Source organism: Pseudomonas sp. MS646 (genome assembly GCF_036693845.1).
Classification (GTDB): Bacteria; Pseudomonadota; Gammaproteobacteria; order Pseudomonadales; family Pseudomonadaceae; genus Aquipseudomonas; species Aquipseudomonas chlororaphis_E.
In genome coordinates this window covers 1,759,807-1,776,235 of sequence record NZ_CP144763.1, presented here as the reverse complement: position 1 = coordinate 1,776,235, position 16,429 = coordinate 1,759,807, and the positions used below count along the sequence as shown (strand labels likewise).

Genomic DNA, 16,429 nt, shown 5'->3' with positions numbered 1-16,429 from the left:
CCCCATTAATCCATGAAGCCCTGGAGCTTCAACTCAATGGAGCGTGGGTTTTCACCCTCGGCGATCGACAGGATCCCTTCCAGCAGCATTTCGCGGTAGCGCGACTGGCGCAATGCGATGGACTTGAGCTTGGCGGCAATCGGCAGCAACACCAGGTTGGCGCTCGCCACGCCGTAGATCGTGGCAACGAAGGCCACGGCGATGCCGCTGCCCAGTTGCGATGGGTCGGCCAGATTGCCCATCACGTGGATCAAGCCCATCACCGCACCGATGATGCCGATGGTCGGCGCGTAGCCGCCCATGCTTTCGAATACCTTGGCCGCTTCGATGTCGCGGGCTTCCTGGGTGTAGAAATCCACTTCCAGGATGCTGCGAATGGCTTCCGGTTCGGCACCGTCCACCAGCAATTGCAGGCCTTTGCGCGAGTAACTGTCGGGTTCGGCATCGGCGACCCCTTCCAGACCCAGCAAGCCTTCCTTGCGCGCGGTCAGGCTCCAGTTCACCACCCGGTCGATGCCGCCGGCCAGGTCGACACGCGGCGGAAACAGGATCCAGACCAGCACCTGGATCGCCCGCTTGAATGCACTCATGGGCGATTGCAGCAACGCCGCGCCAATGGTGCCACCGAGCACGATCAACGCAGCCGGGCCATTGGCCAGGGCACCGAGATGCCCGCCTTCCAGGTAGTTGCCACCGATGATGGCGACGAACGCCATGATGATGCCGATCAGGCTGAGCACATCCATTACAGGCATGCCTCGACCAGGTGTCGACCTATGTCATCCAGGCTGTACACCGCGTCGGCGAGATCGGCCTTCACGATGGCCATCGGCATGCCGTAGATCACGCAACTGGCTTCGTCCTGGGCCCAGATCGCACTGCCGCCCTGCTTGAGCAGGCGTGCGCCCTCGCGCCCGTCGGCGCCCATGCCGGTGAGCACCACCGCCAGAACTTTGTCACCGTAGGACTTGGCCGCCGAACCGAAGGTAATGTCCACGCACGGCTTGTAGTTCAGGCGCTCGTCGCCCGGCAGGATTTTCACCGCGCCACGCCCGTCGACCATCATCTGTTTGCCACCCGGCGCCAGCAACGCCAGGCCTGGACGCAGGATGTCGCCATCCTCGGCTTCCTTGACGCTGATGTTGCACAGCTTGTCCAGGCGCTCCGCGAAGGCCTTGGTGAACGCCGCGGGCATGTGCTGGATCAGCACGATGGGGGCCGGGAAATTGGCCGGCAATTGGGTCAGGACCCGTTGCAGCGCCACCGGGCCGCCCGTGGACGTACCGATCGCGACCAGCTTGTAGGCTTTGCGCTTGGGCGCCGCCGACGAGGCGCTGGCCGGGGCCGAACGAGTGGGGGCCGGTGCCGGTGCACTGCGCACCGGTGGCGGGTTGAAGCTGCTCGAAGCGCTTGACGTCGGCGCAGGGCTTGGCGCGGCGACAGGGGCCGGTGCCGGGGCGCTGTAGCCACCGACGCGGCGGTTGCTGCGCGAAATGCTGTGGACCTTCTCGCACAGCAACTGCCGGACCTTGTCGGGGTTGCGCGAGATGTCTTCGAAGTTTTTCGGCAGGAAATCCACGGCCCCGGCGTCCAGCGCATCGAGGGTCACCCGGGCGCCTTCGTGGGTCAGGGACGAGAACATCAATACCGGAGTCGGGCAGCGCTGCATGATGTGGCGCACGGCCGTGATGCCATCCATCATCGGCATCTCGTAGTCCATGGTGATCACATCCGGCTTGAGTGCCAGGGCCTGATCGATCGCCTCTTTGCCGTTGGTTGCCGTACCGACAACCTGGATACTCGTATCAGCCGAAAGAATTTCCGAGACGCGGCGGCGAAAAAAACCCGAATCGTCCACCACCAGGACTTTAACTACCATAAACACTCCGTTAGACGAGGCGCGGCCATGGACCGCCCTCCTCCAGAATCAAATACGCCGGGCGGCGTAGCGCTTGAGCATGCTGGGCACATCGAGAATCAGTGCGATACGGCCGTCGCCGGTGATGGTGGCGCCGGACATGCCCGGGGTGCCCTGGAGCATCTTGCCCAACGGCTTGATGACCACTTCTTCCTGGCCCACCAACTGATCGACGACGAAGCCGATCCGCTGGGTGCCCACCGAAAGGATCACCACGTGGCCTTCGCCCTGCTCCTCGTGCGCCGCCGAACTGACCAGCCAGCGCTTGAGGTAGAACAGCGGCAATGCCTTGTCCCGTACGATCACCACTTCCTGGCCGTCCACCACGTTGGTGCGCGACAGGTCGAGGTGGAAGATTTCGTTGACGTTCACCAGCGGGAAGGCGAACGCCTGGTTGCCCAGCATCACCATCAGGGTCGGCATGATCGCCAGGGTCAACGGGACCTTGATGACGATCTTCGAGCCCTGGCCCTTGGTCGAGTAAATATTGATCGAACCGTTGAGCTGGGAAATCTTGGTTTTCACCACGTCCATGCCCACGCCACGGCCCGACACGTCGGAGATCTCGGTCTTGGTGGAGAAGCCCGGGGCAAAGATCAGGTTGTAGCACTCGGTGTCGCTGAGGCGGTCGGCGGCATCCTTGTCCATCACGCCGCGTTTCACCGCGATGGAGCGCAACACGTTCGGGTCCATGCCCTTGCCGTCGTCGGAGATCGACAACAGGATGTGGTCGCCCTCCTGCTCGGCGGCCAGGATCACCCTGCCACTGCGGACCTTGCCCGCTTCTTCTCGCTCCTGCGGCGACTCGATACCGTGGTCGACCGCGTTGCGCACCAAGTGGACCAGCGGGTCGGCCAGGGCCTCGACAAGGTTCTTGTCGAGGTCGGTTTCTTCACCCACCAGTTCCAGGTTGATTTCTTTCTTGAGCTGTCGCGCCAGGTCGCGAACCAGGCGCGGGAAGCGCCCGAAGACTTTCTTGATCGGCTGCATCCGGGTCTTCATGACCGCGGTCTGCAGGTCGGCCGTGACCACGTCGAGGTTCGACACGGCCTTGGACATGGCTTCGTCCTGGCTGTTGAGGCCCAGGCGCACCAGGCGGTTACGCACCAGCACCAGTTCGCCGACCATGTTCATGATCTCGTCCAGGCGTGCGGTGTCGACCCGAACGGTGGTCTCGGCTTCGCTGGCTGGTTTTTCCGCTGGCGGCGCCGACGCGGCACGAGCCGGTGCTGGCGCGGCCGCGGCGGCTGGCTTGGCCGCGGGCGCAGGTGTCTCGGCCTTTGGCTCCGGCGCCTTGGCAGCCGGTTTCGGCGCGGCCTTGGCCACCGGTGCAGCCGTCGCAGCGCCAGCCCCCGTAGCGGAAGCCGTGCCGACTTCGGTGAATTTGCCTTTGCCGTGCAACTCGTCCAGCAGCGACTCGAATTCGTGGTCGCTGATCAGGTCGCTGCCGGCCGCAGCGGCGGCAGGTTGCGCCGGGCTTGGCGCCGAAGCGATGGCCGAATCCAGGGCGTCGACGGCAAAGGTACCCTTGCCATGCAACTGATCGAGCAAGGCTTCGAATTCGTCGTCGGTGATGTCCGAGTTGTCGCCCGCCGCTTTCGGGGCGGCCGGGGCCGCTGCAGGCGCGACGGCATCGACGGCGAACTGGCCCTTGCCATGCAACTGGTCGAGCAACGACTCGAACTCGGCGTCGGTGATTTCATCGCTGGCAGCGGCATCGCCCGCCGGTGCGGCAGCCGGAGCCGCCGGCGCCTCGGCCTGGGCCTTGGCGGCGCTCAGGGAGTCCAGCAGTTGTTCGAATTCGTTATCGGTGATGTCGCCCGATTCCTCGGCGACGGGTTCCTCGACGGCCGGCTCTTCAATGACCGGCTCGGCCACGGCAGCGGTTTCATCCGCCGACTGAGGCTCGGCCAGGCGCGACAGCGCAGCGAGCAGCTCAGGCGTGGCAGGGGTAATCGGCGAGCGCTCGCGCACTTCGCTGAACATGCTGTTGACCGCATCCAGCGCTTCAAGCACCACGTCCATCAGCTCCGAATCAACGCGACGCTCACCCTTGCGCAGGATGTCGAACACGTTTTCGGCAATGTGACAGCACTCCACCAGCTCGTTGAGCTGGAGGAAGCCGGCGCCTCCTTTTACAGTGTGGAAACCGCGAAAAATTGCGTTGAGCAGATCCGCATCATCCGGCCGGCTTTCCAGCTCGACCAATTGCTCGGACAGTTGCTCAAGAATCTCGCCAGCCTCAACCAGGAAATCCTGAAGGATCTCTTCATCGGCGCCGAAGCTCATTAATGGGGTGCTCCTAAAACAGGCTAAAATCCAAGGCTGGACAGCAAATCGTCCACATCGTCCTGACCGGACACAACGTCTTCTCTTTTATCGGCATGAATTTGCGGACCTTCACCCTGAGAGAGATGTTTTTGTGGATCTTTTTCAGCAAGCATCGCTTCACGGTCGTGTTCGATGCCCGCAAAGCGGTCGACTTGGCTGGCCATCAACACCAGCTTGAGCAAATTGCTTTCCACTTCGGTGACCAGTTGGGTCACGCGCTTGATCACCTGGCCGGTCAGGTCCTGATAATCCTGGGCCAACAAGATGTCGTTGAGGTTGCTGGCGACGGCGCGGTTTTCGCTGCTGCTGCGCGTCAGGAAACCGTCGACCCGGCGGGCCAACTCGCGAAACTCCTCGGCCCCCACCTCGCGACGCATGAACCGACCCCAGTCGGTGCTCAAGGCCTGGGCTTCCTCGCTCAGGCCATTGACCAGCGGCGTGGCGCTCTCCACCAAATCCATGGTGCGGTTGGCCGCCGCTTCGGTCAGCTTGACCACATACCCCAGGCGCTCGGTGGCGTCGGTGATCTGCGAGACTTCCTCGGCCTGCGGCATGCGCGGGTCGATCTGGAAATTGACAATCGCGCTGTGCAATTCACGCGTGAGCTTGCCCACTTCCAGATACAGACCACGGTCACGGGTCTGGTTGAGCTCATGGATCATTTGAACCGCATCGCCAAAACGGCCTTTTTCGAGGCTTTCGACCAGTTCACGGGCATGTTTTTTCAGGGTCGATTCGAAATCGCCCATTGAAGATTCGTTATCCATAGCTCCCCCCGGGGCGCCGTTAGCCGATGCGTTCGAAGATTTTTTCGATCTTCTCTTTCAACGCCTGGGCCGTGAAGGGTTTGACCACGTAGCCGTTCACACCGGCCTGGGCCGCTTCGATGATCTGCTCGCGCTTGGCTTCGGCGGTGACCATCAGCACGGGAAGGTGCTTGAGTTTTTCATCAGCGCGCACCTGGCGCAGCAGGTCGATGCCGGTCATGCCGGGCATGTTCCAGTCGGTGACCAGAAAATCGAAGTTGCCACTGTGCAACATCGGGAGCGCAGTGGTCCCGTCATCTGCTTCGGCCGTGTTGGTGAACCCAAGGTCACGCAACAGGTTTTTAATGATCCGCCGCATCGTTGAGAAGTCATCAACGATGAGGATTTTCATGTTCTTGTCCAATTCGACCTCCAAGCAGTCTTAAACGCGTCCAGCACCTGAACGCGCCATTTCAATCAATCCGGCACAACGCTCGACAACAGCGCGCAGCACAACGGGTGAGACCGTGCAGTACCTGCCGGCCTCGTTCGCAGCGCCCCCGCACTGCGTATCAGCGCGCTCGCCATTCCCCCAAACGCCCCCGCAAACGGGCTGCGCACTGGCTGTGTAACTGGCTGACCCGCGATTCGCTGACCCCCAGGACCTCACCGATTTCCTTGAGGTTCAGCTCTTCGTCGTAGTACAGCGCCAAGACCAGTCGCTCACGCTCCGGCAAATTGGCAATCGCTTCGGCCAGCGCGCTCTGGAAGCGTTCATCTTCCAGGTCACGCGATGGCTCCATGTGAGCACTCGCGCCATCCTCGTGCAGCCCTTCATGCTCGCCGTCCTGCAACAGGTCGTCGAAACTGAACAGGCGGCTGCCCAAGGTATCGTTCAAAATCCCGTAATAATCATCGAGACTCAACTGGAGTTCGGCCGCAACCTCGTGATCTTTAGCGTCACGCCCGGTTTTAGCTTCAATCGCACGGATCGCATCGCTCACCATGCGGGTGTTGCGGTGCACCGAACGCGGTGCCCAATCGCCCTTGCGGACCTCATCGAGCATCGCGCCGCGGATACGGATACCGGCGTAGGTCTCGAAACTGGCGCCCTTGCTCGCGTCGTATTTGTTCGACACTTCGAGCAGGCCGATCATGCCGGCCTGGATCAGGTCCTCGACCTGGACACTGGCCGGCAGCCGCGCCAGCAAGTGATAGGCGATACGCTTGACCAGGGGCGCGTAACGCTCGATCAACTCGTACTGGGCGTCCCGTGCCGATTTCTTGTAGAGGTGGTTGTAACTGCTGGCTGTCATAGCACGGGCCCTGCTGTTTGTTGCACGAGACGCTCGACGAAAAATTCCAGATGCCCGCGCGGGTTGGCCGGCAGCGGCCAGCTATCGACCTTCTGGGCGATTGCCTTGAACGCCAGCGCACATTTGGAACGTGGAAAAGCTTCATAGACGGCACGTTGCTTCTGGACGGCCTTGCGGACACTTTCGTCGTAGGGCACGGCGCCGACGTATTGTAGGGCGACATCCAGGAAGCGATCCGTGACCTTGGTCAGCTTGGCGAACAGATTGCGTCCCTCCTGCGGGCTCTGCGCCATGTTGGCCAGGACGCGGAAGCGGTTCATGCCGTAGTCGCGGTTCAGCAGCTTGATCAGGGCATAGGCGTCGGTGATGGAAGTCGGTTCATCGCAGACCACCAGCAGCACTTCCTGGGCGGCCCGCACGAAACTGACGACCGAGTCACCGATGCCGGCCGCGGTGTCGATTACCAGCACATCGAGGTTGTCGCCGATGTCGCTGAACGCCTGGATCAGGCCCGCGTGCTGGGCCGGGGTCAGGTGAACCATGCTCTGGGTGCCGGAGGCGGCCGGCACGATGCGAATCCCGCCAGGCCCTTGCAACAGTACGTCGCGCAGTTCACAGCGGCCTTCGATCACGTCCGCCAGCGTGCGCTTTGGGGTTAGCCCCAGCAACACGTCGACGTTCGCCAGGCCCAGGTCGGCGTCCAGCAGCATGACCCGTCGGCCAAGCTCTGCCAGAGCCAGGGACAAGTTCACTGACACGTTAGTCTTCCCGACGCCACCTTTGCCGCCGGTCACCGCGATCACCTGTACGGGATGCATGCTGCCCATGTTCGTTCTTTACCTTGTCTTACTTAGACGGAGGCCACATTACTGGCTGCGCGTTCACACGGAACAATGCATGGCAGACCATCGATGTAGGTACAAAAAATACTCATGATAACCTCAGCCGACCTGTTTGGATGGGCTGTGGTAGATATCAGCGAACATGTCAGCCATGGCTTCTTCGCTGGGTTCTTCCTGCATTTGCACACTCACGGCACGACTGACCAGTTGATGACGGCGCGGCAGATGCAGATCATCCGGGATCCGCGGCCCGTCGGTCAGGTAGGCCACCGGCAGTTCATGACCGATCGCCAGGCTCAACACCTCGCCCAGGCTTGCCGTTTCGTCCAGCTTAGTCAGGATGCAGCCGGCCAGCCCGCAGCGCTTGTAGCTGTGGTATGCGGCGGTTAGAACCTGTTTCTGGCTGGTGGTTGCCAACACGAGATAATTTTTTGACTTGATACCGCGCCCGGCCAGGCTTTCGAGCTGCAGGCGCAGGGCCGGATCGCTGGCTTGCAGGCCGGCGGTATCGATCAGCACGACGCGCTTGCGCAGCAAAGGCTCCAGCGCCTGGGCCAGGGACTGGCCCGGGTCCACGTGGGTTACCGACACATTGAGGATGCGGCCCAGGGTCTTGAGTTGCTCCTGGGCTCCGATGCGGAAGCTGTCCATGCTCACCAGCGCAATGCTCTGGGCACCGTACTTGAGTACATAACGGGCGGCGAGCTTGGCCAGGGTGGTGGTCTTGCCCATGCCGGCAGGACCGACCATGGCAATCACCCCGCCCTCTTCCAGTGGCTCGACGTCCGGCGTGGCGATCATACGCGCCAGGTGCGCCAACAGCATGCGCCAGGCCTGGCGAGGCTCTTCGATCCCATTGATCAGTGCCAGCAAGTCGCGGGACAACGGACCGGACAGACCGATGCGTTGCAGGCGACGCCACAGGTTGGCCTGGGCCGGACGGCTGCCTTGCAACTGGTTCCAGGCTAGGGAGCCGAGCTGGACTTCCATCAGTTCGCGCAGGCTGTTGAGTTCAAAGCGCATCGAGTCCAGGGCACGCGGGTCGACCCCACGGGCTGGCGCGGCGGGCGCTGGCGCCGGCCGACGCGGCTCGGCCTGGGTAGGCTCGATCAGCGGTTCAGCGGCAGTCAGCGGCAGGCCGGCGGTCAGTGGCTGACCGGCGAACAATTGACGATTGGTGCCTGGCGCGGCCTCGCCTTCGCTGCTGCGCAGGCTCAGTTCGGCCTGGGCACTGGCGATGCGCGATTGGGTCTTGCGCAGCTCGTCCTCGAGTTCCATGTTCGGAACACGCGGGGCCAGCGCCGACAATTTGTAGTCCAGAGCCGCTGTCAGCTCGACACCGCCGGCGATCCGGCGATTACCGATGATGGCTGCTTCGGCGCCCAGCTCGTCACGAACCAGCTTCATGGCCTGACGCATATCGGCGGCGAAAAAACGCTTCACTTGCATAAACCACTACCTCAGCCGTTGGGCCCTACTGTCGCAACGATGGTCACTTGCTTGTTGTCCGGTATTTCCTGGTAAGCCAGCACATGCAGCCCCGGGACCGCGAGGCGCCCGAACCGCGAGAGCATCGCGCGAATCGGACCGGCCACCAGCAGGATCACCGGTTGCCCTTGCATCTCTTGCCGCTGGGCTGCTTCGATCAACGAACGCTGCAGCTTCTCGGCCATGCTTGGCTCCAGCAGAACACCCTCTTCCGAACCTTGTCCTGCCTTCTGCAAACTATTGAGCAATATCTGTTCCAACCTTGGCTCCAAGGTGATCACAGGCAGCTCGGACTCAGTACCTACAATGCTTTGGACGATTGCGCGGGATACACCGACCCGCACCGCCGCCACCATCGCGGCGGTATCTTGACTCTTGGAAGCGTTGTTGGCGATGGCTTCGGCGATGCTGCGAATGTCGCGCACTGGCACTTGCTCGGCCAGGAGCGCCTGCAGGATCTTGAGCAGTTGCGACAGCGAAACCACCCCCGGCACCAACTCTTCGGCCAGCTTCGGCGAGCCCTTGGCCAGCACTTGCAGCAATTGCTGGACTTCTTCGTGACCGATCAGCTCGCTGGAGTGCTTGTACAGAATCTGGTTCAAGTGGGTGGCAACCACGGTGCTGGCGTCCACCACGGTATAGCCGAGAGACTGCGCTTGCGCCCGCTGGCTGATTTCGATCCACACCGCTTCCAGGCCGAAAGCCGGATCTTTGGCGGTGATGCCGTTGAGCGAACCGTAGACCTGTCCCGGATTGATCGCCAGCTCGCGATCCGGGTAGATCTCGGCTTCGGCCAGGATCACCCCCATCAGTGTCAGGCGATAGGCACTCGGCGCCAGGTCGAGGTTGTCACGGATATGCACGGTCGGCATCAGGAAGCCCAAATCCTGGGACAGCTTCTTGCGCACGCCCTTGATCCGCGCCAGCAACTGGCCGCCCTGGTTGCGATCGACCAATGGAATCAGGCGGTAGCCGACTTCCAGGCCGATCATGTCGATCGGGGTCACGTCGTCCCAGCCCAGTTCCTTGGTCTCCAGTGCGCGAGCCGGCGACGGCAGCAGTTCCTGCTGGCGCTTGACCTCTTGCAGGGCCTGGATTTTCTGGGCGTTCTGTTTTTTCCAGAACAGGTAGGCACCACCCGCCGCCAATGCGGCCATGCTCAGGAAGGAGACATGGGGCATGCCCGGCACCAGGCCCATCACCGCCATCAGGCCAGCGGCCACGGCCAGGGCCTTGGGCGAGGCGAACATCTGCCGACCGATCTGCTTGCCCATGTCCTCGGAACCCGATGCACGGGTCACCATGATCGCGGCCGCTGTGGATAACAACAGTGATGGCAATTGCGCCACCAAACCGTCACCGATGGTCAGCAAGGCGTAGACCCGGCCCGCATCGCCAAAGCTCATGCCGTGCTGGAAGATACCGACCGCCATGCCGCCGATCAGGTTGATGAACAGGATCAGCAGGCCGGCGATGGCGTCACCGCGCACGAACTTGCTGGCGCCGTCCATGGAACCGTAGAACTCGGCTTCCTGGGCCACTTCCAGGCGTCGCGTCTTGGCCTGGTTCTGATCGATCAGGCCGGCGTTGAGGTCGGCGTCGATCGCCATTTGCTTGCCAGGCATCGCATCGAGGGTAAAACGCGCGCTCACCTCGGAAATCCGCCCGGCACCCTTGGTCACCACGACGAAGTTGATGATCATCAAGATGGCGAAAACCACGATACCCACCACGTAGTTACCGCCAATCACCACCTCGCCGAAGGCCTGGATCACCTTACCGGCGGCGGCATGACCGTCCTGGCCGTGGAGCATGACCACCCGGGTGGACGCCACGTTCAGCGCCAGGCGCAGCAACGTCGCCACCAGCAGGATGGTGGGGAACACCGCGAAATCCAGGGGGCGCAGGGCGTAGACGCAGACCAGCAACACCACGATCGACAGGGCGATGTTGAATGTGAAGAACACGTCCAGCAGGAACGGCGGCACGGGCAGCATCATCATGGCAAGCATGACCATCAGCAGCAGCGGCACCCCGAGGTTGCCTTGGCTGAGAGTCACAGCGTTGCTGCGCGCGGTGCTGAGTAGCTGAGAGCGATTCACCGATATTCCCCGTTTCTGTGAAGCAAACTTTTGACGCCCGGAACGAGCGCAAACGGGGCATTGCAAGAAGCCTTCCAACTTTTGTCAGGGGTAGCAATAGAGGCGCAGCGCGCGCCCACATCAGCCTTGGCCCGACTCAGGAATCACGCCGCAAATCCGGCGGAATCGGCAGGTCTTTCAGCGGCTCGGGACGCTTGCCCTTGCCGGCGCGGTGCTGGCGGATCTGGTAGACGTAGGCCAACACCTGGGCCACGGCCAGGTACAAGCCGCCGGGGATTTCTTCTTCGAGTTCGGTGGAGTAGTAGATCGACCGTGCCAGGGCCGGGGATTCGAGCAGCATCACCTGGTTGGCGACGGCGATCTCGCGGATCTTCAAGGCCAGGAAGTCGCTGCCCTTGGCCAGCAACACCGGCGCATTGCCTTTTTCGGGGTCGTACTTGAGCGCCACGGCGTAGTGGGTCGGGTTGGTGATGACCACATCGGCCTCCGGAATGGCCGCCATCATCCGGCGCTGGGAGACTTCGCGCTGCAGCTGACGGATCTTTTGCTTGACCTCCGGCTTGCCCTCCTGCTCCTTGTACTCGTCGCGCACCTCCTGCTTGGTCATCATCAGCTTCTGCTTGCTCTGATAAAGCTGGATCGGTACGTCGATGGCGGCGATCAGGATCAGCCCGCAAGCCATCCACAACGTGCTCCACCCCACCAGTTGCACACTGTGGATGATGGCCTGCTCCAACGGCTCGTGGGCAATGCTCAGAAGGTCGTCGATGTCGCCCTGCAACACCGTCAACGCCACGGACAGGACCAACAGGAACTTGCCGAAGGCCTTGAGCAGTTCCATCAGCGCCGAAGTGGAAAACATCCGCTTGAGGCCCGACAGCGGGTTCATTCGGCTGAACTTGGGCGCCAGGCTGCCGGCGGCGAACAGCCAGCCGCCCAGGGAAATCGGCCCGATAAAGGCCGCCAGCAGCAGGAAAATCAGAATCGGCTGCACCGCCAGGATCGCGATCTTGCCCGAGTGCAACAGGTACTGCGTCATTGCGTCGGGCGTGAGCAGTATTTCGCGAGGCAGGGAAAAGTTAAGGCGCATGATTTCCAGCAGGTCCAGGGCCAACCCACCCCCGTAGATCAACAGGCCACCCGCCCCGGCCAGCATGATCGCCAGGGTGTTGAGCTCCTTGGAGCGCGCAATCTCGCCCTTTTCCCGGGATTCGCGCTTGCGCTTCTCCGTGGGGTCTTCTGTCTTGTCCTGGCCACTCTCGCTTTCAGCCATGGTCAGCGCGCCTGTGCCATGTCACGTAGCAGCTGCAGGGCCTGGGTCGCCAGCGGCTGATACTGGTTGAGAATATCCCCCAGGCTGATCCAGAAGATCACCATGCCCAGCACCAGGGTCAGCGGGAAACCGATCGAGAAGATGTTCAGTTGCGGCGCCGCCCGGGTCATGATGCCGAAAGCGATGTTCACCACCAGCAGTGCGGTGATCGCCGGCAATACCAGCACCATCGCCGCACCCAGGACCCAACCGAGCTTGCCGGCGATCTCCCAGAAATGATTGACCAGCAGCGCGCTGCCCACAGGCATCGTGGTGAAACTTTCGGTCAGTACCTCGAACACCACCAGGTGCCCGTTCATGGCGAGGAACAGCAAGGTCACCAGCATGGTCAGGAACTGCCCGATCACCGCACTGTTGACCCCGTTGGTGGGGTCGACCATGGAGGCGAAGGCCATGCCCATCTGGATCGAAATGATTTGCCCGGCCACGACGAATGCCTGGAAAAACAGCTGCAACGAGAACCCCATCAGGGCACCGATGAGGATCTGCTCGGCCACCAGCATCAACGCACTGAGGTCCAATGCATGGACCGGCGGCATCGGCGGCAGGCCGGGGGCGATGACCACCGTGATCGCCAGGGCGAAATACAAGCGCACGCGTCGCGGCAACAGGGTCGTGCCGAAGACCGGCATGCTCATCAGCACGGCGGTGACGCGAAACAGCGGCAGGACGAACGCCGCCACCCAGGAACTGATCTGGGTGTCGGTCAGCGCAAGCATCGACATCAGGTCAGCCGATCAACTGCGGAATACTGCCGTACAAACGCAGGATGTATTCCATGAAAGTTTGCACGATCCAGGGGCCGCCCACGATCAGCGTGACCAGCATCACCAGCAGGCGCGGCAGGAAGCTCAGGGTCTGTTCGTTGATCTGGGTCGCGGCCTGGAACATCGCCACCAGCAAGCCCACCAGCAGGCTGGGGATCACCAGGATGGCGACCATCATGGTGGTCAGCCAGAGCGCTTCGCGAAACAGGTCTACCGCAACTTCAGGCGTCATATCTTGCTATCCGCAGGGAAGGTCTAAACACCGCCGAAACTGCCCGCCAGGGTGCCAATGATCAACGCCCAGCCATCCACCAGCACGAACAGCATGATCTTGAACGGCAAGGAAATGATCAGCGGCGACAGCATCATCATACCCATGGCCATCAGCACGCTGGCGACCACCAGGTCGATGATCAGGAACGGGATGAAGATCATGAAGCCGATCTGGAACGCGGTCTTCAGCTCGGAAGTGACGAACGCCGGCACCAGGATGGTCAGCGGCGCCTGGTCCGGACTGGCGATGTCGGTGCGCTTGGACAGGCGCATGAACAGCTCCAGGTCGCTGCTGCGAGTCTGGGCGAGCATGAAGTCCTTGATCGGCACCTGGGCCTTGGCAACTGCGTCCTGGGCGCTGAGTTTTTCCGCCAGGTAGGGTTGCAGCGCATCCTGGTTCACCCGGTCGAACACCGGGGCCATGATGAACATCGTCAGGAACAGCGCCATGCCGGTGAGGATCTGGTTCGACGGTGTCTGTTGCAGACCCAGGGCCTGGCGCAGGATCGAGAAGACAATGATGATCCGGGTAAAGCTGGTCATCAACATGACGAACGCCGGAATGAAGCTCAGCGCGGTCATGATCAGCAGGATCTGCAAGCTGACCGAATATTCCTGGGCCCCGTCGGCGTTGGTGCCCAGGGTAATCGCCGGGATTGACAGCGGATCGGCGGCAAAGACCGACGGCGCGGCCAGCATCAAGGCCAGCGCCAACAGAATGCGCAACGGCATTACTTCTTATCCTTCTGGTCTTTGCCCAGCAGTTCCATGAGGCGCTGGGCAAATTCGGGGGTAGCCTGCTCGGTGGAGGGCACCTGCACCGGCTCCTTGAGGACGTGCAAGGCGGTGATGCTGCCTGGACTCAGGCCGAGCAGGATCTGCTCGTTGCCGACCTGCACCAGCACCAGCCGGTCCCGTGGGCCGAGCGCGCGCGTGCTGACGATGTCGATGACCTGCCCCTTGCCCGCCGGCCCGGCCTGCTGCACGCGGCGCAGCAACCAGGCGAGGAAGAAGATCAGGCCCAGCACCAGCAACAGGCCGATCACCAATTGCGCCAATTGCCCGGCCACGCCGCTGCCACTGGCCGACGTAGCGGCCGCCGTGGCCACCGGCTCGGCCGCCAGCACGCTGAACGGCAGCATCAATGCAGCCCCAAGGAAACCTTTCACTCAGCGCAGCTTCTTGATGCGTTCGCTCGGACTGATCACGTCCGTCAGGCGAATGCCGAACTTCTCGTTGACCACCACCACTTCGCCATGGGCGATCAGCGTGCCGTTGACCAGGACATCCAGCGGCTCGCCCGCCAGACGGTCCAGCTCGATCACCGAACCCTGGTTCAGTTGCAGCAGGTTGCGAATGTTGATGTCGGTGCTGCCCACTTCCATGGAAATCGACACCGGGATGTCGAGGATCACGTCCAGGTTCGGACCGTCCAGGGTAACCTGCTCATTGCTCTTGGGCATGCTGCCGAACTCTTCCATCGGCAGACGGTTGGAAGCGTGGGCCCCCGTATCGGCCGCCAGCAGCGCATCGATATCGGCCTGCCCGGCGTTGCCGGTTTCTTCCAGGGCCGCAGCCCATTCGTCGGCCAGCGCCTGGTCATCCTGGGTATTCATATCGTCAGCCATCATGTGTCCTCGGCGGGCAAAAATCGGTTCAAAACGTAAAAGTCAGTAAAAAAGGCTCAGCCACTTCGACACCGGTCAGCGGCGTTCGATCGGCTCGATCACCTGCAACGCCAGATTGCCCTTGTGGGAACCCATCTTGACCTTGAAGGCCGGTACGCCGTTGGCGCGCATGATCATGTCTTCCGGCATTTCGACGGGAATGATGTCCCCCGGCTGCATATGCAGGATGTCCCGCAGACGCAACTGGCGCCGGGCGACCGTCGCACCGATCGGCACGTCGACATCCAGCACGTCCTGGCGCAACGCGTTGATCCAGCGTTCGTCCTGGTCGTCGAGGTCCGATTGGAAACCGGCGTCGAGCATTTCTCGCACCGGCTCGATCATCGAGTACGGCATGGTCACGTGCAGGTCGCCGCCACCGCCATCGAGTTCGATGTGGAAAGTCGAGACCACGATGGCTTCGCTCGGGCCGACGATGTTGGCCATGGCCGGGTTCACTTCGGAGTTGATGTACTCGAAGTTCACTTCCATGATCGCCTGCCAGGCCTCCTTCAAGTCGACGAAGGCCTGTTCCAGCACCATGCGCACGACCCGCAGCTCGGTCGGGGTGAATTCACGCCCCTCGATCTTGGCGTGACGGCCGTCGCCACCAAAGAAGTTGTCCACCAGCTTGAACACCAGCTTGGCATCGAGGATGAACAAGGCGGTGCCACGCAACGGCTTGATCTTCACCAGGTTGAGGCTGGTGGGTACGTACAGCGAGTGTACGTATTCACCGAACTTCATCACCTGTACGCCACCGACGGCCACATCGGCCGAGCGGCGCAGCATGTTGAACATGCTGATGCGGGTGTAGCGGGCGAAACGCTCGTTGATCATTTCCAGCGTCGGCATGCGTCCACGAACGATGCGATCCTGGCTGGTCAGGTCATAGCTTTTGACGCTGCCCGGTTCAGCAGCATTTTCGGTCTGCACCAGGCCATCGTCGACACCATGCAACAGCGCATCGATTTCGTCCTGGGACAACAGGTCCTGCACGGCCATGTCGTGTTCCTACTGCAATACGAAGTTAGTGAAGAGCAATTGTTCGATCACCACTTTGCCCAGCTCTTTCTGAGCCACTTCCTGGACGCTGGCCGTGGCTTTCTGGCGCAACATTTCCTGGCCGACAGGGGTGGCCAGGGTGTCGAAATTCTGTCCGGAGAACAGCATCACCAGGTTGTTGCGGATCAGCGGCATGTGCACCCGCAGGGCCTCCAGGTCGGCCTGGTTGCGCCCCATCAGGGTGATGCTGACCTGCATGTAGCGCTGGCGGCCATTCTGGGTGTAGTTGGCGACGAACGCAGGCGCCATGGATTCGAAAATGGCCGGTTGCTTACCGACGGGGGCGGCTTCGGCCACGGGAGCCGGCTTGCTCTGGGCCCCATGCATGAAATACCAGGTAGCCCCCACGGACACCCCGATCGCCAACAGCAGGCCCACCACGATCATGATGATCATCTTGAGCTTGCCCTTGGTTGCCGGGTCTTTTACAGCTGCTGCTTCACTCTTCGCCATGCCAATAATCCGTCACTAATCGGGGGGTTCACGGTTGCCTGGCAAGGCAGGAGCAAGTGTTATGCCAGAAGCAATTTACGCCACCCGAAAACAACTGTGGGAGCGGGCTTGCTCGCGAAGGCTGTGCG

17 protein-coding genes are annotated in these 16,429 nt (G+C 61.9%); all 17 read right to left on the bottom strand.

Going from position 1 to position 16,429, the window contains the following annotated elements:
- Positions 1–5: 5 nt before the first annotated feature.
- A complete protein-coding gene (locus tag V3H56_RS07855; RefSeq protein WP_042729125.1) occupies positions 6–746 on the bottom strand; it encodes a flagellar motor protein in 741 nt (246 codons plus the stop codon).
- Entirely contained in the window at positions 746–1,879 is a 1,134-nt protein-coding gene (locus tag V3H56_RS07850) for a chemotaxis response regulator protein-glutamate methylesterase (RefSeq protein ID WP_042729124.1), read from the bottom strand. The genes V3H56_RS07855 and V3H56_RS07850 overlap by 1 nt, the downstream gene beginning before the upstream one ends.
- A 48-nt stretch (positions 1,880–1,927) precedes the next feature.
- Positions 1,928–4,207 (bottom strand): chemotaxis protein CheA, encoded by a 2,280-nt coding sequence (locus tag V3H56_RS07845; RefSeq protein ID WP_042729123.1) that lies wholly within the window; start codon positions 4,205–4,207, stop codon positions 1,928–1,930.
- 23 nt (positions 4,208–4,230) lie between these two features.
- A complete protein-coding gene (locus V3H56_RS07840; protein WP_042729122.1) occupies positions 4,231–5,016 on the bottom strand; it encodes a protein phosphatase CheZ in 786 nt (261 codons plus the stop codon).
- 19 nt (positions 5,017–5,035) lie between these two features.
- Complete coding sequence (locus V3H56_RS07835; protein ID WP_003199125.1) at positions 5,036–5,407, bottom strand: chemotaxis response regulator CheY; 372 nt, start codon at positions 5,405–5,407, stop codon at positions 5,036–5,038.
- A 160-nt stretch (positions 5,408–5,567) separates the two neighbouring features.
- Entirely contained in the window at positions 5,568–6,311 is a 744-nt protein-coding gene (fliA, locus tag V3H56_RS07830; protein WP_042729121.1) for an RNA polymerase sigma factor FliA, read from the bottom strand.
- Positions 6,308–7,138, bottom strand: coding sequence for a flagellar synthesis regulator FleN (gene fleN / locus V3H56_RS07825; protein ID WP_042729120.1), 831 nt, complete (start codon positions 7,136–7,138; stop codon positions 6,308–6,310). Before fleN ends, fliA begins: the two co-directional genes overlap by 4 nt.
- Positions 7,139–7,252: 114 nt before the next feature.
- Positions 7,253–8,602 (bottom strand): flagellar biosynthesis protein FlhF, encoded by a 1,350-nt coding sequence (gene flhF / locus V3H56_RS07820; protein WP_042729119.1) that lies wholly within the window; start codon positions 8,600–8,602, stop codon positions 7,253–7,255.
- 11 nt (positions 8,603–8,613) lie between these two features.
- Positions 8,614–10,743, bottom strand: a complete 2,130-nt coding sequence (gene flhA / locus V3H56_RS07815; protein WP_042729118.1) for a flagellar biosynthesis protein FlhA — start codon at positions 10,741–10,743, stop codon at positions 8,614–8,616.
- Positions 10,744–10,879: 136 nt separating this feature from the next.
- Entirely contained in the window at positions 10,880–12,016 is a 1,137-nt protein-coding gene (gene flhB / locus V3H56_RS07810) for a flagellar biosynthesis protein FlhB (protein ID WP_338474427.1), read from the bottom strand.
- A gap of 2 nt (positions 12,017–12,018) precedes the next feature.
- Complete coding sequence (fliR, locus tag V3H56_RS07805; RefSeq protein ID WP_338474426.1) at positions 12,019–12,801, bottom strand: flagellar biosynthetic protein FliR; 783 nt, start codon at positions 12,799–12,801, stop codon at positions 12,019–12,021.
- Positions 12,802–12,805: 4 nt separating this feature from the next.
- The gene (fliQ, locus tag V3H56_RS07800; protein ID WP_042729115.1) at positions 12,806–13,075 is read right to left on the bottom strand and encodes a flagellar biosynthesis protein FliQ; all 270 of its coding nucleotides are present in this window, start codon (positions 13,073–13,075) and stop codon (positions 12,806–12,808) included.
- A 23-nt stretch (positions 13,076–13,098) separates the two neighbouring features.
- A complete protein-coding gene (gene fliP / locus V3H56_RS07795) occupies positions 13,099–13,848 on the bottom strand; it encodes a flagellar type III secretion system pore protein FliP (RefSeq protein WP_042729114.1) in 750 nt (249 codons plus the stop codon).
- Positions 13,848–14,285 (bottom strand): flagellar biosynthetic protein FliO, encoded by a 438-nt coding sequence (gene fliO / locus V3H56_RS07790; RefSeq protein ID WP_047737631.1) that lies wholly within the window; start codon positions 14,283–14,285, stop codon positions 13,848–13,850. The genes fliP and fliO overlap by 1 nt, the downstream gene beginning before the upstream one ends.
- Complete coding sequence (gene fliN, locus V3H56_RS07785) at positions 14,286–14,744, bottom strand: flagellar motor switch protein FliN (protein ID WP_042729112.1); 459 nt, start codon at positions 14,742–14,744, stop codon at positions 14,286–14,288. It abuts the gene before it with no gap.
- A gap of 75 nt (positions 14,745–14,819) precedes the next feature.
- Entirely contained in the window at positions 14,820–15,788 is a 969-nt protein-coding gene (gene fliM / locus V3H56_RS07780; protein WP_003184019.1) for a flagellar motor switch protein FliM, read from the bottom strand.
- 9 nt (positions 15,789–15,797) lie between these two features.
- Positions 15,798–16,301 carry a flagellar basal body-associated protein FliL gene (gene fliL, locus V3H56_RS07775; protein WP_042729111.1) on the bottom strand — a complete coding sequence of 168 codons (504 nt, stop codon included), beginning with the start codon at positions 16,299–16,301 and terminating at the stop codon, positions 15,798–15,800.
- Positions 16,302–16,429: the final 128 nt, after the last annotated feature.

Excerpts from the sequence above, each read along its gene's own strand:
- fliR (WP_338474426.1), bottom strand. The coding sequence starts at position 12,801 with ATGTCGATGCTTGCGCTGACCGACACCCAGATCAGTTCCTGGGTGGCG.
- V3H56_RS07855 (WP_042729125.1), bottom strand. The coding sequence starts at position 746 with ATGGATGTGCTCAGCCTGATCGGCATCATCATGGCGTTCGTCGCCATC.
- flhF (WP_042729119.1), bottom strand. The coding sequence starts at position 8,602 with ATGCAAGTGAAGCGTTTTTTCGCCGCCGATATGCGTCAGGCCATGAAG.
- flhB (WP_338474427.1), bottom strand. The coding sequence starts at position 12,016 with ATGGCTGAAAGCGAGAGTGGCCAGGACAAGACAGAAGACCCCACGGAG.
- V3H56_RS07840 (WP_042729122.1), bottom strand. The coding sequence starts at position 5,016 with ATGGATAACGAATCTTCAATGGGCGATTTCGAATCGACCCTGAAAAAA.
- V3H56_RS07835 (WP_003199125.1), bottom strand. The coding sequence starts at position 5,407 with ATGAAAATCCTCATCGTTGATGACTTCTCAACGATGCGGCGGATCATT.
- fleN (WP_042729120.1), bottom strand. The coding sequence starts at position 7,138 with ATGGGCAGCATGCATCCCGTACAGGTGATCGCGGTGACCGGCGGCAAA.
- fliP (WP_042729114.1), bottom strand. The coding sequence starts at position 13,848 with ATGCCGTTGCGCATTCTGTTGGCGCTGGCCTTGATGCTGGCCGCGCCG.
- fliQ (WP_042729115.1), bottom strand. The coding sequence starts at position 13,075 with ATGACGCCTGAAGTTGCGGTAGACCTGTTTCGCGAAGCGCTCTGGCTG.
- fliA (WP_042729121.1), bottom strand. The coding sequence starts at position 6,311 with ATGACAGCCAGCAGTTACAACCACCTCTACAAGAAATCGGCACGGGAC.
- V3H56_RS07850 (WP_042729124.1), bottom strand. The coding sequence starts at position 1,879 with ATGGTAGTTAAAGTCCTGGTGGTGGACGATTCGGGTTTTTTTCGCCGC.
- V3H56_RS07845 (WP_042729123.1), bottom strand. The coding sequence starts at position 4,207 with ATGAGCTTCGGCGCCGATGAAGAGATCCTTCAGGATTTCCTGGTTGAG.
- fliL (WP_042729111.1), bottom strand. The coding sequence starts at position 16,301 with ATGGCGAAGAGTGAAGCAGCAGCTGTAAAAGACCCGGCAACCAAGGGC.
- fliN (WP_042729112.1), bottom strand. The coding sequence starts at position 14,744 with ATGGCTGACGATATGAATACCCAGGATGACCAGGCGCTGGCCGACGAA.
- fliM (WP_003184019.1), bottom strand. The coding sequence starts at position 15,788 with ATGGCCGTGCAGGACCTGTTGTCCCAGGACGAAATCGATGCGCTGTTG.